This window comes from Akkermansiaceae bacterium (assembly GCA_017798145.1).
GTDB lineage: Bacteria > Verrucomicrobiota > Verrucomicrobiia > Verrucomicrobiales > Akkermansiaceae > Luteolibacter.
The window spans coordinates 363,619-379,031 of the sequence record CP059069.1 but is presented as its reverse complement, the minus strand read 5'-3'; the positions used below and the strand labels follow the sequence as shown (position 1 = coordinate 379,031).

Sequence of the window (15,413 nt, the reverse complement as noted above, 5' to 3'; positions counted from 1 at the left end):
CATGAAACACCTCGCACTAGCCCTAACCATCCTCCTGCCCTGCACTTCTATTGGCAAAACCTTCGAGCTCCGCGATGGCGACAATGTTGTTTTCCTCGGCGACAGTTTCATCGAACGCGAGCAATACGCCGGCTGGATCGAGCTCGCCGCCACCACCCAGTTTCCTGAGCGCAACGTGACGTTCCGGAACCTCGGCTGGAGCGCGGACACGCCCGCCGGAGATTCCCGCAACGGGCTCAGCCTCGTCCAGGCGGGGCGCGAACCGACGGGCGAAGGCTGGAACCAGCTCCTCAAACAGCTCTCCGAATACAAGCCTGACGTAATCGTGCTCGGCTACGGCACGGCCGCCTCCCTTCCCGGCGGAAGTCCGCCCGATGAATTCCGCACAAACCTCACCCGCCTGCTCGACGAGGCCCCGAAGGCGACCGGCAAGGAAACGCGTTTCCTCATCCTCGGCACAACGCCGCGCGCGGACGGAAACAGGCCGGCCATCGAGGCCATCCTTTCGGAGACCGCCGCGAAACGGAACCTGCCCTTCGTCGGCATGGAAGACCTCGCAAACGATCCATCCCATTTCCAAAACCCCATCCATCTAACATCCGATGGCTACAAAGCCGCCGCCCGCATCATCGAGAAATCCCTCAGCTGGCAGGAAAAACCCTGGGACAAAGGCGAACAGGCGGAGATCCTGCGCCAACATATACTCAAAAAGAACGAATGGTTTTTCCATCGCTCACGCCCCGCGAACATGGCCTACATCTTCGGTTTCCGGAAACGCGAGCAAGGCCGCAACGCGGGCGAAATCCCCCAGTTCGACGCCCTCATCGCGGAGGAGGACGCCGCCATCGCGAAGATGCGCGATCTTTCCAACGGCGTGATCGTCCCGATGCAAGAGCCGCGCACGGAATCGAAATTTGCCAAGAAAACGATCCAGGAACATCCGAAGTTCACCGTCGCGGACGGCTTCGAGGTCACGCTCTGGGCGGAGAACCCGCTGTTCCACAAACCCACCCAGATGAACTTCGATCCGCAAGGACGGCTGTGGGTCACGAGCTGCCTTTCCTACCCGCAGATCGAGGTTGGCCAAACACCCGATGACAAGGTCATCATACTCGAGGACACCACCGGCGACGGCAAGGCCGACAAATCGACCGTCTTCGCCGATGGCATGCTCATGCCCACCGGATTGCTCCCCGCGGACGGCGGCGTCTATGTCGCCCAATCCACCGACCTCCTCCATTTCGAGGACACCGATGGCGATGGCAAAGCCGATGTTAAAACCCGCGAGCTCAGCGGCTTCGGCACCGAGGACACTCACCACAACCTCCACACCTTGCGCCGCGGCCCCGACGGCCGGATCTGGATGAACCAGAGCATCTACACCCGCTCCGATGTGGAAACGCCCCACGGTATCGTCCGGCTGAAAAGCGGCGGGATCTTCCGCTTCGATCCGCGCAAGATGGAACTGAAACCAACATACTTCGGCTTCTGGAACGCATGGGGCCACCAGTTCGACAAATACGGCCAGTCCTTCCTCACCGACGGAGCGGGCGGCACCGGCATCAACTGGGGCATGCCCGGCGCGACCTACGAAGCCTTCGCCGGTGCGAAAAAAGCCCTCGGCGGTGTCAGCCCGGGCGGCCATCCGAAATTCTGCGGCCTCGAGATCATCGAGTCCGCCCATTTCCCCGCAGACTGGCAGGGCAACATGATCACCTGCGACTTCCGAGCCCACAGGGTCGTGCGCTTCTCCATCACCGATGAAGGCGCGGGCTACGTCACCCAACGGCTCGGCGATCTGCTCCACACCGACAGCGCCAACTTCCGCCCCATCGACGTGAAAATCGGCCCCGACGGCGCGCTCTACATCGCCGATTGGGCCAACCCCATCATCAACCACGGCGAGGTTGATTTCCGCGATCCCCGCCGCGACCGTGAGCACGGCCGCATCTGGAGGGTCGCGAAAAAGGACAGCCCGCTTCTAACAAAACGCGATTTCACGAAGCTCCCCGGAACCGAACTCGTCGCCGCCCTCGGCAGCGCGAACCGCTACGACCGCGACCAGGCCACCGCCGCCCTCTACGAAAGCGCCTCCCCCGGCCTTGAAGCAGCCCTCGAAAGCGCATCGAAAACCGATGGCGTCGCCGCCCTCAACGCCTCCCGTATCCTCGCAAGCCGTTTCGGCAAATCCAGCGATGCCATCCCCGCCGGAATAGCCTTCTCCCTCGCCAGCGAAACCCCGGAAATCCGCGCCGCCGCCGTCCGCCTGCTCGTCGATCCGAACCACCGCATCAAGCCCGAAGCCCTCAGCGCCGCTTTCCGAAAATCCATCGCCGATCCCTCCCCGCGCGTCCGCCTCGAAACCATCCGCGCCCTCGCCGGTTCCCTTGTTCCCAACCCTCTCGATATCGCCCTCGATGCATTGAAACAACCCCGCGACCGCTTCATCGACTACGCCCTCTGGCTCGGCGTCCAGTCGCATGGCGAGGAGTGGTTGGTTTATGCGCACACCCAGAGCGGCACGGTGGACGCTGAAAAAAACCAATTCGTCCTCGCCAATTTGCCCCCGGAGAAAAGCAATAATGCCCTCGCCCGCGCCTTCCCTGAGACCCTTCCGAAGGATGGCAGCGGCCCGTGGCTCCAGCTCGGCATAAAGAACGGGGATGCCGCGATCATCACGAAAATCTTCGACCAAGCGGTCACTGGCGGCTTCGACGAAACGACGACCACCGCCGCCTTCAAAGGCATCGTCACCGCCATTTCCGAGCGCCAGGTGAAACCCAAATCGGACGTTTCCAAGCTCGCTCCCTTCGTCACCCGCGCCGACCCTGCCGCCATCGAACTGGCCGGAGCGCTCGCCGATGGACGCCTGCTCCCCTCGCTCATTTCCACCATCTCCACCGGCAACAAACTCCCCGATGCAACCGTCGGAAAGATCATCGCCGCCCTCGGCAATTTCCCCTCGCCACCCGCCCGCGACATCCTGACGAAGCTCGCCGCCGATGCCAATCCATCCGCCCGCAGCCTCGCCGCCCTCGCGCTCACCCGCCACCACCGCGAGGCCTCCCTGCCGCTCATCACATCCATCGCGGCCACCCTTTCCGATCCACAGGCATCCCGCGATTTCTGGCAGAAAGCCCTCACCGCCTCCGGCCTCTCCAAGCAGCTCGCCGAGACCTTGAAAGCCAAACCCCTCCCCCCGGAAATCGCCGCCCTGACCCTCCAGCACATCCCGGAAATCGCCGAGCACGACGCCCTCCTCGCCCTGCTCCGCACCCAGGCCGGAGCCTCCGCCTCGCAAACGCACGACATCCCCGCCATGGCCAAGAGCGCCGCGGAAAAAGGCGACGCCCGGCGCGGCGAACTCATCTACCGCCGCCCCGCCCTCGCCTGCACCGCCTGCCACGCCATCGGAGGCGCTGGCGGCAAGGTCGGCCCCGACATGACCTCGATCGGCGCCAGCGCGCCCATGGATTACCTCATCGAATCCGTCGTGAATCCCGGCGCGAAAATCAAGGAAGGCTACCACTCGGTCATCATCCAGACCAAGGACGGCAAATCCATCACCGGCCAGCTCATCCGCAGCTCCGGCGGCTCTTCCGTCATCCGCGACGGCTCCGGCGCGGAGATCACCCTCGCCGATGCCATGATCGCCTCCAAAACCGACGCCGGCAGCCTCATGCCCGGCAACCTCATCGGCTCCCTCACCCCGCAGGAAACCGACGACCTCTTCAAGTTCCTCTCCAGCCTCGGCAAACCCGGCGAATTCTCCGCCAGCGACAGCAAGGCACCCAAGGTTTACGCCATCCTCTCCGCCACACCGGAAAACACCAACGCCGCCACCCAAGGCGATCCTAAACTCCCTTGGATGCCCATCAACGCCACCGTCAACGGCAGCCTCCTCGCCCAAGATCTCGCAAGCACCAAGAACCCACTCATCGCCACCAAAATCCAGCTCACCGAGCCAAACGCCCTCACCATCACCTTCCCCGAGAACTTCAAAGCCACCGGCTTCTGGATCAACGGCAAACCCGCCGAATCCGGCCCACAACTCTCCCCCGCCGGCATCCACACCCTGGTCATCCGCTCCAAAAACTTCCCCGACCGATTCCGTATTCAGTCCGCATCCGGAACCTTCCTGCCGGAATGGTGAGACATTCCCGGGCCGAATGAGACGGTTTCAGATAGATCGCAATCGCAACGAACCTACTCTCACCCGTATCGCAAGATCACGCTGCGCGTGGCGATCCTATTGTTTGACAAGATCGACATGGCTCCGAATCCCATGGTGGGGCTGGTGCACGAGATGGAGGAAGCGGGACACATTCCGCAATTCGCCCCGCAGTCATCGGCCGTGCTGGAGGCTAACCGGATTAAGTCCGCCTACCGCCTCCCGCACCGGGAGGAAACCATTGACGTTTTCCTCGAATGCCTCGGTTCCCGCTGCAGGACGTCTCGATGATCTGCCTCGACCCCAACGCGGCCTTCTCGCGGAGCAAGCCGATGGTTTCCCACATCCGCTGGCACTCCCGTCAGTTGGTGCGCAGGATCGTGCAGTGGGAGAGCAACTTTGCTGATGGCAAGGACGATGGGAGCAAGACGGATACCGCGGCCGAGTTCGTTGAGGGCGAGAGCATCGGCGCGGTGAAGAGGTGAACTGGCGGGAGAAACGCCAGGCTCCACGATTGATGAGGGATTCCTTCAGAAAAGCGTGTAGATGAATGGCGCCGCCCCGGTTCCTCCAAGGATGATCAGGAGTCCGAATAGAAGCAGGACGATCAGGATGGGAGCCAACCACCATTTCTTGTTTTCGCCGAGGAAGGAGAGGAATTCGCGCAGGATTCCCTTTTCGCCCTCGCCGCCCTCGGCTGCCTTTTCGAATTCGTTGGTGGGCTTGGACATGCTTTCGGGGTGCTAGTGCTGGTGGAGGTAGCGTTTCGGCTCGTGGGGCATATCCGCCGGGAGCCAGTAGGACACAGCCTTGCGATTCAGACTGAGCCGCAGAGCGTCGCGTCCCCGAAGGGAAAAAATCACTCCGATTGGCAGGAAAACGAGGGAAAACAGGATTCCCAGGACAAGCGTGGCAACGATTGGCCCGAGGATGGCGGAAAGCGCCGTCATGAGCCAGTATGTCGGCTTCAGCAGGAGCGGCGCAACCAGTGCCAGAATCGCCGAGAGAAGCCCCATGCCCCAGAAAATCCCAGGGAAGAGCCAATCGCCGTCCTTGATCCAACCGAACCGCCATCCGAACACAAGGCCCATCAGTCCGAAACCGGCGAGGCTGAACCAGCCGAATTCACGGAGCTTCTTGTTGTCGGGGTTCCAATCGGGTTTTTCCATCGGGAAGCTATGTAGAGAGAGGGCTGGCGCCTTCACCTAGTCCAGTTCAAATTTCGCCAAATGCCCTACCCGATTGCGGGTCGCCGCGCCCTCCGCTTGGTCGCCTTTCAGCAGGATATGAGGCCCAAGGACAAGCACATCCATGCCGGTGGCCATGAAGCAGGCGTATGCATCCTCAGGGCTGCAGACGATGGGCTCGCCGCGCACGTTGAAGCTGGTGTTGATGAGCATGGGGCAACCGGTGATGGCCTCGAACTCGGTCAAAAGCAGGTGATAAATGGGGTTCCTGCCTTCATCAACCGTCTGGACGCGGGCGGAAAAATCCACATGGGTGATCGCCTGCACCGTAGAGCGTTGGATCCCGAGTTTCCCGAAACCGCCGACCTCCCGGAGTTTCGTCGAATCCCCGCTGCGATGGCAATCTTTCACACCCGCCACCAACAGCATGTAGGGGCTGTTCTCGCCTTCCCTCAGATCAAACCACTTGTGGGCTTTTTCCGATAGGACGCTTGGCGCAAAGGGGCGGAAGGATTCGCGGAACTTGATCTTGAGGTTCAGCGTTCTCTGCATTTCCGGCGACCGCGGGTCGCCGAGGATGCTGCGCCCCCCGAGTGCCCGCGGGCCGAATTCCATGCGACCCTGGAACCATCCGACGACTTTGCCCTCCGCGAGCAGGCGGGCGGTGCGTTCGGCGAGCTCCCGCTCGCTTCCGGCGGTTGAAAAAACGGCTCCTTTGCCATCCAGGAAACCGGCGATTTCCCCGTCGGAAAATGCCGGCCCGAGCAATGAGCCCTTCTGCCGGTCCGTCGGCGAGGCGGAGCGGGGGTTTTCAAGGAGCTGGTGCCAGACGAACAGCGCTGCGCCCAGGGCTCCGCCTGCGTCCCCGGCCGCTGGCTGGATCCAGATGTTCTCGAAGGGTGATTCGCGGAGAATTTTCCCGTTGGCCACGCAATTGAGCGCCACGCCTCCCGCGAGGCATAGGTTCGGGGATTTCGTCCGGCGGTGGGCTTCGTTGGCCATGGCGAGCATGGCTTTTTCCGTGACCGCCTGGATGCTGGCGGCGATGTCCATGTGGAACTGGCTGAGTGCGGACTCGGGTTTCCTCGGCGGGTGGCCGAAGAGGCGGTGGAATTTCCGTCCCGTCATCCTCAGGCCGGTGCAATAATCGAAGTAACTTAGGTCAAGCCGGTACGAGCCGTCCACTTTCAGGTCGATGAGGTGTTCGAGAATGCGATCCGCAAAAACCGGCTCACCGTAGGGAGCCAGACCCATGAGCTTGTATTCCCCGCTGTTGACCTTGAAGCCGGTGTAATAGGTGAAGGCGGAGTAGAGAAGCCCCAGCGAGTGGGGGAAATTCTGGGAGGTGAGCGATTCGATGCGATTTCCCGTACCGGACTGAATGGATGTGGTGGTCCACTCGCCCACACCGTCCGCGCAGAGGATGGCCGCCTCCCCGAACGGACTGGGAAAAAAGGCGCTGGCGGCATGGGACTCATGGTGGTTCGTGAAGGCGAGATGCCCTTTGAACTCGCCGCCGTTGACTGTTCCCAATCCCTTCAGTATCTCCCGCCTGAGAAAGAGCTTCTCTTTCACCAGTGCCGGGATCGCCCGGCGGAAGCTTGCGAATCCACGGGGGACAAACGCCAGGTAGGTTTCGACAAGGCGATCGAATTTCAACAGGGGCTTCTCGTAAAACACCACGTAGTCGATCCCGTCCAGGGATGTCCCTCCCTCCGCCAGGCAGCAGGCGATGGCGTTGGTCGGAAATGCGGCATCGTGTTTCTTCCGGGTAAAGCGCTCCTCCTGTGCGGCGGCCACGATTTCCCCGTCCACCACAAGGGCAGCGGCGGAGTCGTGGTAGAATGCCGAGATGCCGAGTATCCTCATGACGCTTTTCATAGTCCATGCAGGTGGCCGAATTGTAAACTCGGCTTTCCCACCGCTACAGCGCTTGCGAAGGCAATCACCTCGAATTGCGGTGCGGAAGATCGGAAAACCTGTGGAGTTCGCCCCACCAGCGCCTTGCCGAATCTTCATCCGGAGCAACATTCATGCGGTCAGGGGCGCGCATACCTGATCCTCAGGAAGCCTTGTCCCTTGCCGGGGCCGGTGGAGGGGATGCGGGCTTCGACGGTCTCAATGCCGTCTTCGGTGCTGAGAATCCGCTCTTCCAGATCCGCAGCGTTCCAATCCGCAAGATCGCGGGAACCGTTGCAGGCGATAAGGTGGGGAAGGCTGATGCCGGTGTTACGGGTATAGATCATCTGGAGGAAACCACCGTCAAGCCCCAGCTGAACCACCCCTCTGGAGCGTGCGTCCTTGGGATTGGAGCCGTGGAGATATTCCTGCCAGTTCGGCACTCCGTCCAGATCCGCATCCACAAGATCTCCGGATACCGTGGTATCATTCAGGTCCCCCGCCGTGAAATGAACCGATTTCCACCCGGCCATGGTTTGGCGGAAAATGGCGGTGAGGCCGGTGTTGCCGTTGACCACTAGGTTGAGGACGGAATTCGTTGAGGTGGAGCCATCGGCCCAGCCGGCGAATTCCCAGCCCGGGTTGGGCAGCGCGGTCAGGTTGGCCGTTTGGCCGATCAGGTAGCTGCCTGGAGATGCCCAGCCATCGACGGTGCCGCCTCCCCTGATGGTGAGTTGAAGGCTGGCGGTGGCGACAAAATTGGCCGTCAGCGTCCGGTCCTGGTTCATCATCACCGAGATGTTGCTCAAGGGGCTGACCGTGGATCCGGACCATCCGCCGAAGCCCGTGCCTTTTCCTGCCCTAGCGCTGAGGGTGACGAGTGTTCCGTTCGCGTAGCGCAGGGCGGAGAAATCCTGGGCCACCTCGCCATTGCCGCTCTGAGTCATGTCGAGGATGAACTCATCCACGGCAATGGCATCGGCTTCCGTCATGGCGGCATTGTTGGAGCGGGTCATTTCGGCCAGCGCAGGATCCGCGGTGACGATCAGGGAAAATTGTCCGCCTGCATCCAATGCGGGAACACGGAAGTCGAGGGCGACATCCACCGAACCGCCGACAGGCATTTCTGCCGGGATGGCGGCCTCTGCGTTTCCCGCAAAAATATCGTCTCCGTTCCCATGGAACCCATCGCGTGAGAGGACGGCCGCGAAGCGCACGCTTGTCCCTGCAGGGATCGGTGCGCGACCGACATTGCGGAGCCTCACGGTTGCGGGGATCGCATCGCCGACGGCGAGATTGGCCGGGCCGCTCGCAGTTGAGACAAGCTGCAGGTCGGGTGCTAGCAATGGCCTGAGGCTGGAGGTCTCCCGGATATATGCCGTATCGGCGGTAACCTCCAGACTGCCGGTCAGCGCGGAGTAGACCTGCTCCCATGACTGGCCCAGCGCTGACTTCCAGATGCCCTGAGGGGTCATCAGATAAAACTGCCCTTGCGCGAAAGAGAGCTTGCCTTGGAAGGGGGAGACGCTGCTAGGCAGCAAGGCAAGGTTTGTGATCGTGGTGCCTGTCCAAAGGGTGTTGGACTGTGAGAAAAGGAACACACCGTTGCCATGGCTCATGCTATCGAGGTTTCCATTTGTCAGCGTTCTGGTCTGCCAGGTGACACCATCCGTGGAATGATGGATGTCCTGCCGCCCGGGGTTGCCGGCGATCCTCGCGGCGAGCACGACATATGTGCCGCCTAACAGATCGGCCGAACCGCCGCCCGGCGGAGTGACGGTGGACCAGTTCACTCCATCGCTGGAGGTGAAGTAGGCTGGGGTGAATGACCCGAGCAGGTTGCCGCTGGCGAAGAAGCGGGTGCCGTCATGCTTGAGTGCCGTGAAGACGATGGGCATGTTCAGGGCGGTTTGGGTGAAGCCCAGCCCATCGGATGACTGCCAAAGCTCCGCCGCGCCGTTGTTGGCGAAGGCGTAAACCAGGAGCTTGCCGTTGTGGAGCGCAAGCAGCCTGGGAGTCTTGCCCGCCGTGACGGTCAGCGGGCATTGTTTCCATGTCGCCCCGTCCTGGGAAACGAGCACCCTGTTTTGCAATATCGTGCGACGGGTGGTCGCCGCGAGAACGAGGGGCTCGGTCAGCATTCCCGGCGATTGGGCTGCCTGCGGTGCCTCGGTGAGGGCCCATGACAGTCCGTCCTGGGTGGTCCAGATCCCGTTGCCGAGAAGCAGCGACACCCCGTTTTCATGGGTATGGAACCGGACGCCGCGGGTTCGTGAGACAGGAAGCTTCCCGTTGGTGATCTCGGCAAGCGGGATGCTGGTTCTCCACGTGCTGCCATCGGTGGAAGAATAGAGGCCATCCGATGCAACGCAGAACCACAGGCCGTTCCCGAAGGAAACCTGGCGCGGGATGAGCGGTGCCCCCGCCTGCTTTTCCCAGGTCATCCCGTTGTCCTTGCTGATCCACAGGAAATAGATGCTGCCAATCTGTGTGTGCAGGTACTGCCACCCCCCCGCGAAATCGATGTTCAGTATGGTCTCGCCCACACCGAGCGCTGGCGTAAGGTTGACCCAGGATTTCCCGTCCAAGCTGCGCCGTATGCTCTGGTTCCCGATCCCGAAGAAAAATCCCGAGTCGAAGGCGAGTGTCTTCAGGTCGAAATTGTCATAGGTGGTCCAGGTGTCGCCATCTGCGGAGACCTTGACCGTCGAGGGCGAGAAGCCGGTGCCCTGCAGGGCGACGACGACCCCGTTCCCTGCGGCGGCGGCGAGAGTCCCGGTGTTGGCCGTATTCCAGGAAACCCCGTCCCTGGACAGGGCGAGGCCGACATGCGAGCTCATCCCCGGCCCGCGATATTGCCTCGCGATGAACCAGCCATCCTCGTATCCGATGGATTGGGCGATGAAATCCAGCCCGCGCCATGTGATGCCGTCGGAGCTGATGAAGTTCGCCCCATAGTTGGCTCCCACGGCGATGATGACATCGGAGTTGGACACGAAATCCTTGCCTGCGGTGGAAAACGGCAAGCCCCTCGCCAGCCAACCTTCCGGCGACAGGGAGTGGAGTGTCTGTTCGATGCCGATCTGCAGCCTGTGATCCATGACCGAGGCCCTGAACGCGGACGGCGTGACCACCAGCGTATCGACGATTTTGTCGGGCAGGTTCGTGGTTACGTTCACCTGCCAGAAATCGGAAGTGACCTGTCCGTCCAGGTCGTATGAACGCATCTCGACGACCTGTCGCCCTGCGCCGCCGAAGTTGAGATCGTTCAGCCCGGCGGGACTGTTCGATTGGCCGACGAGGTTGCCGTTGAGGTAAAACTCGACGCGATTGAAACGATCCTCCGGATCGAGCGCCGAATATTCCAGCGGCAGCCTGGATCCGGAGGAAACCGACTGGAGTTCGCCCAGGTTCGAGACGGTGTTGATGGGTGCGGATGATGCAGGGGAGCCCGCCTGGTAGATGCCTCTCTGCGAGGAGGCAAGCAGGGTGCCATTGTAGTTGTGGAGGAAACTTGTGCTGTAAGGCAAGGTGAACTGCTGCCAGGTGCTGCCGCCATCGGAGGAAAACCAACCGATGTCTCCCTCGATGCCGAGCAATCCTTCCGGCACCGAGGTCAGCCGTGCAAAGGGATTGAGGTTCTGCTGAGCGACAAAGGTGAAGCCCGTGCTAGCGACGAAGAGGCTGTTCGTCCCTGCCACATAGAGATACACCTTCGAGCCGTGCTCGCAGAAGGAGGGGCCGCTGAAACGGTTCGCCAAGGTGGGGTGCTCGCTATCGGCGGTGATGGCCAGCAGCGACCATGAGGTGCCGTTGAGGGAGACATGGATTTTCCTCTCGGCGGACCATACCATGATCCCGCGGCCTACCGTTTTCATGCCGCGGATCTTGTCGGCGGCGTTGACCTTCGGCAGGGTGAAGACGGGTTGCCAATTTGAATTTCCATCCAGCCGGAAAACCTGGTCGTCGTTACAGCCGTAGATCTGGTTATTCCATGTCCGGAGGATCTTGATTGTGGGAATGTGTGTTCCGTTCGGGTGTATGGATAGCGCCAGCGGGGAATGGCCTGAGACAAGGTTGGTTGCCGCGCTGACGGTGGGGTTGCTCAGCGCGTAGTATCGGCCCTGGTTGCTGACGAGGCTATCGCCTTCGAAGGAGTCCACGATCGTATGGCGGCGCCATGAACGGAGATCGTTCGAATAGACCACCTGGTTGGTCCTGTCATCGAGCTGGTAGACCGTATTGCCGAAGATTTTCGTGATCGGTGGCATCGCCAGCACCGGCTGGGCGTTCACCCTGGAGAGCCGCCGGTGATCCGGGCCGTGCAGCACGGTGGTGGGGCCGCTCGCCACCAGATTCCCCTCCGGGCCCGATATGGTGGACATGGAAATCGAGGACTGGGTCATCGCGGTTGCATCGAAGTCGTAGCCCAGGCTGTCCCAGTTGACGCCATCCGGGGAGCTTGCCACGGTTGTGCCAAGCGCGAAGTAGAGCCTCGATCCGTTGGATGAAATCTTCGCCAGATTCGAGGGAGGATTGATGCAGGGGACGGGTGCCGTCCAGCTGGTGCCGTCCGTGCTTGTCGATACGGCAGCCGGAGATCCGGTGAAGGTGATGAGCTGGTTGCCGAGGACATGCAGCGCCCCATCGTTCGGGGTGGGGTGCTCGGTCCAGTTGATCCCGTCCGCGGAGCGGTAGATCACACCGCGCCCGCCTCCTATGAATTCCCCGCCGAAGAAAACGATGTTTTCGAGCCTCTTCGAGTTGCCGCTTCCGGCGGCGGTGTAGGTGTGGGTTGTCCAGTCAACGCCGTTTGTTGAGCGATAGACCTTGTTTGGCAGCCAGTCCGCGTAACCGACGAACGCGCCGTTCCCCGCGACGATCTTATCGATCAGGCTGAAATCGGGCAGTGGGCTGGGATTTCCCGTCCAGTTCCGCCCATCCAGCGAGACCGCGCTCTTCGCCTTGTCGAAAATGTCCTTGCCGACAAGGACGTAGAGTCCGAGGGACGGCTCGTAGGCGATGTCCGTCAGTTCGTCGAAACCGGCCGGGAAAGTCGGGTTCTCCCATGTCAGCCCGTTGGGTGAGAGCAGCAACAGCCCCTGTTGTCCGAAGCCCATGTGCCGGCCGTTGATGAATTTCATGCCGGTGAGACCCCTGGGCAGCCCCGGGCTGCGGTAGATGAAATTTCCGAAGCCGCTTGCCGAGACTTGGACCTGGAAGGGATGGCTGCGCGCCATGCCGACCGCGTCGGTCGCTTCCACATAATAGATGCCCGAGTCCGCAGGGGACGCATTCGGCAAGGTGAGCAGATGCCCGGTCTGGACTTCCGTCCCATCCTTGAACCAGCGGAGGCTGATGGGCGGGAGGCCATCCGTTTTGGCAAAAAGCTGGATATCCGTCCCGTTCAGGACGGATACGTCCTGCGGCGAAAAGAGAAACCTGGGAGGCAGCGCAAGCTGGGTGATCGCCACCGTATCGCTTTGGCCCACGGCTTCACCGTCCCGCACCACGACGTAGTAGTCGCCCATGTCGCCAGCCCCGGCATTCGGGATATCGACTCGTGATTTATTGCCCGCACCTGCAAGCGAACCATTGGGGCCGAACCACTGGTAGCTGGCCTCGTTGCTGGTGTCTGTGAGGACGCTGAGCTGGAAGGAATCGCCGAACCGCACCAACTGGGCCTTGGGTTGCTGGAGGAAACGGATCTGCCCCTTGGGGAAGCCGGAGAGCACAATGTCACCGACCGTGTCCTTGTGGTAGCTTGCGACAACGATGTGGTATTCCTTCCCTCCCTCAAGCGGCACCTCAAGGCGGGAGGTGTCGTCGGTAGGGCTCCGTGAATCATTGAATCCGATGGGCTGGAAGACGCCGGCGTTGACCGCGTACATTCCCAGCAGGGTGTCGAAGTTGCTGCCGAAGGTGGAGATTACATACTGCCCTGAGACCGGCGGAGTCCATTTCCACCACACGGATGCCTGCTGGACCAGCCCCTGGTTAGGGAGCAATCTCTCGAAGGGCTCGATGGTGGCGGAGCAGTTGCTTCCGCCGACCTGGAAAGTTTCGTCGCCGGGTATCACGAAAGCCTGGGAGAACATGTCGTTGCCGGGCGTGAAATTGAAAGACGCCGCGGCGATCTGGTTGACGGAAGAGCGGCTATCGACCGAGAATGTGTAGGTTTTGCCTTTCTCCACATAAAAAAACAGGTCGCTGACCCGTGTGGGGCGCTGGGCGAAGTTGTCCTTGATCCGCCGCAGGCTGTTCCGGATGGTGCCCTCGAAGGCGACCACGGAGACATCCTCCCGGCTCATCGAGCCGCCGAACCGCAGCAGCCCGTCGCCATGGGCGGTCCCACTGGAACCAGGCGCGCGCTGGCCGGTGTTGGGTGAGTAGTTGTCCTCGTCCGCCTCGCGCGTCATGCTTCCGTTGGATCGGCACCAGTAGCCGCTGCAGTATCTGAAAACGAAGGGGGTGTTGAAAAAATCGAGGTCGTAGCCGTTGGAGGTGCTGAGGAGAAGCTGGTTCAGGTTCAGCCTCCCTCCGTAGGCGACCTTGCCTTCCAGCCCGGAGCTACGGTCAACCGAGCGGAGCAGCCTGATGATGAGGTTATCGACCGGCTCGGCACCGAAATTCGCCTTGGCAAGGGCAAGCGCGCCGGCGACGTGCGGGGTGGCGGCGGACGTCCCGCTCAGGAGCCGGTAATCGGAATCGGAGCCGATCCCGCAGGACAGGATGTCCTCCCCGGGTGCGGCCAGGTCGATGGCTGTGAACCCGTAGTTCGAGAACGCCGTCAGGATGTCCGTGCGGTTTGTGGCGGCCACCGAGACGATGTTCGGCGTCGGATAGCTGGCAGGGTATTGCGGTTTCGCATCGACGTCCCAGCGCTCGTTGCCGGCGGCAACCACAACTGGGATGTCGGCTCCATAACAGGCCTCGATCGCGGCCAGCAGCCCCCGCGAATATCCGCTGCCGCCCCAGCTCGCACTGATGATATCGGCACCGTTGAGGCGGGCGTAATTGATGGACCGGATCGCGTCCGAGGTAGTCCCCCCTATCGGGCCGATGAAACGGACGGCCATGAGATCCACATCCCATGCGACACCCGATATGCCCAAGCCGTTGTTCCCTTGCGCGCCTATGATGCCTGCGCAGTGGGTGCCGTGCCCGTCGATGTCCATCGGATCGGTATCGTTATCGTAAAAGTCATGGCCGAAGCTCCCGAAACCGTCCTGCCACATGCGGTTGGCGAGATCCTCATGGGTGTAGCGCACGCCGGTGTCAAGAACGGCCACCTTGATGCCCGGGGCGGAGTTTCTGACAGACCACCCCAGCTCTGCATCGATGTCCGCATCGGGCAGGCTGTCGGAGCGGGTCACCTTGTTTTCGAGAGCCCACTGGCGACCCTCCTGATACATCGGGTCGTTGGGTGCCGTGCTTGGAAACAGCAGATAGTCGGGCTCAGCGAAGTCGATGAACTCATCCAGGGCACCAAGCCGCTCGATGGCATCCAGCTGCGCAGTGGCGGCATCGCTGCCGGGGATCGCTACGATCAGCGGCCCGTCCGTTCCCGATCGGCGGATTTGAAAGCCTTGTTCGCTGAGGGCTTCCGCCACGGCCTGCGGATCCTGTCCGTCCTTGGGAGCCACCATCAGGTGATCGGCCACGGATGCGGTGCGCAGGGTCCCCTCAAGGCGCGAGGTTTCGGGGTTTTGCGAAACCTCCTCCTCAAGGCGAAGCAATGGATATTTGAAATCCGTCTCGACGATGCGGATGCGGCGGCGGATCGCCTTGTCCTCCGGGTCGAGCCATGCCTCCGAAAGCACCCTGCGGATCGCGCCCGCCAAGACATCGGATGAAACATCGCCGTCCGGTGGCGGGAATTCTTGATCCAGCAAGATCCTGAGGGAAGGGTCGGCCGATGGGACGAATCGGAAGGTGGCATCGGATCTGGGCCTGCCCATCGCCGGAGTGCTGATTGCATCGATTCGCGGGATCGCACGCGCCGGCCGGTCGTTTCTGCCGTTGCCAGCGGCTGCCTGTTCGAGGGCATCTGGAGGGGCCGGAAAGCGGGTGTCCCCAAGGAACACAGCGCCGGCCGCAACGGCCAGGATCAGGAAAAGTCGGAAAACGTGCTTTGGTTGGATCATTTTGGGACT

At 61.7% G+C, this 15,413-nt stretch carries 6 protein-coding genes; 2 read left to right on the top strand and 4 right to left on the bottom strand.

Annotated elements, in window-relative coordinates:
- Position 1: 1 nt before the first annotated feature.
- Positions 2 to 4,153 (top strand): c-type cytochrome, encoded by a 4,152-nt coding sequence (locus tag HZ994_01635; protein QTN31079.1) that lies wholly within the window; start codon positions 2 to 4, stop codon positions 4,151 to 4,153.
- A 275-nt stretch (positions 4,154 to 4,428) separates the two neighbouring features.
- Positions 4,429 to 4,656, top strand: coding sequence for a hypothetical protein (locus tag HZ994_01630; GenBank protein QTN31078.1), 228 nt, complete (start codon positions 4,429 to 4,431; stop codon positions 4,654 to 4,656).
- Between the two features lie 45 nt (positions 4,657 to 4,701).
- On the opposite strand, the gene HZ994_01625 is transcribed toward HZ994_01630, so the two are convergent.
- The 4 genes from HZ994_01625 to HZ994_01610 form a co-directional block, all read right to left on the bottom strand.
- Positions 4,702 to 4,902 (bottom strand): hypothetical protein, encoded by a 201-nt coding sequence (locus HZ994_01625; protein ID QTN30769.1) that lies wholly within the window; start codon positions 4,900 to 4,902, stop codon positions 4,702 to 4,704.
- Between the two features lie 12 nt (positions 4,903 to 4,914).
- Complete coding sequence (locus HZ994_01620; protein ID QTN31077.1) at positions 4,915 to 5,340, bottom strand: hypothetical protein; 426 nt, start codon at positions 5,338 to 5,340, stop codon at positions 4,915 to 4,917.
- A gap of 36 nt (positions 5,341 to 5,376) precedes the next feature.
- Positions 5,377 to 7,227, bottom strand: coding sequence for a carbamoyltransferase (locus HZ994_01615; GenBank protein QTN34291.1), 1,851 nt, complete (start codon positions 7,225 to 7,227; stop codon positions 5,377 to 5,379).
- A 170-nt stretch (positions 7,228 to 7,397) separates the two neighbouring features.
- Positions 7,398 to 15,404, bottom strand: coding sequence for a S8 family serine peptidase (locus HZ994_01610; protein QTN31076.1), 8,007 nt, complete (start codon positions 15,402 to 15,404; stop codon positions 7,398 to 7,400).
- Positions 15,405 to 15,413: the final 9 nt, after the last annotated feature.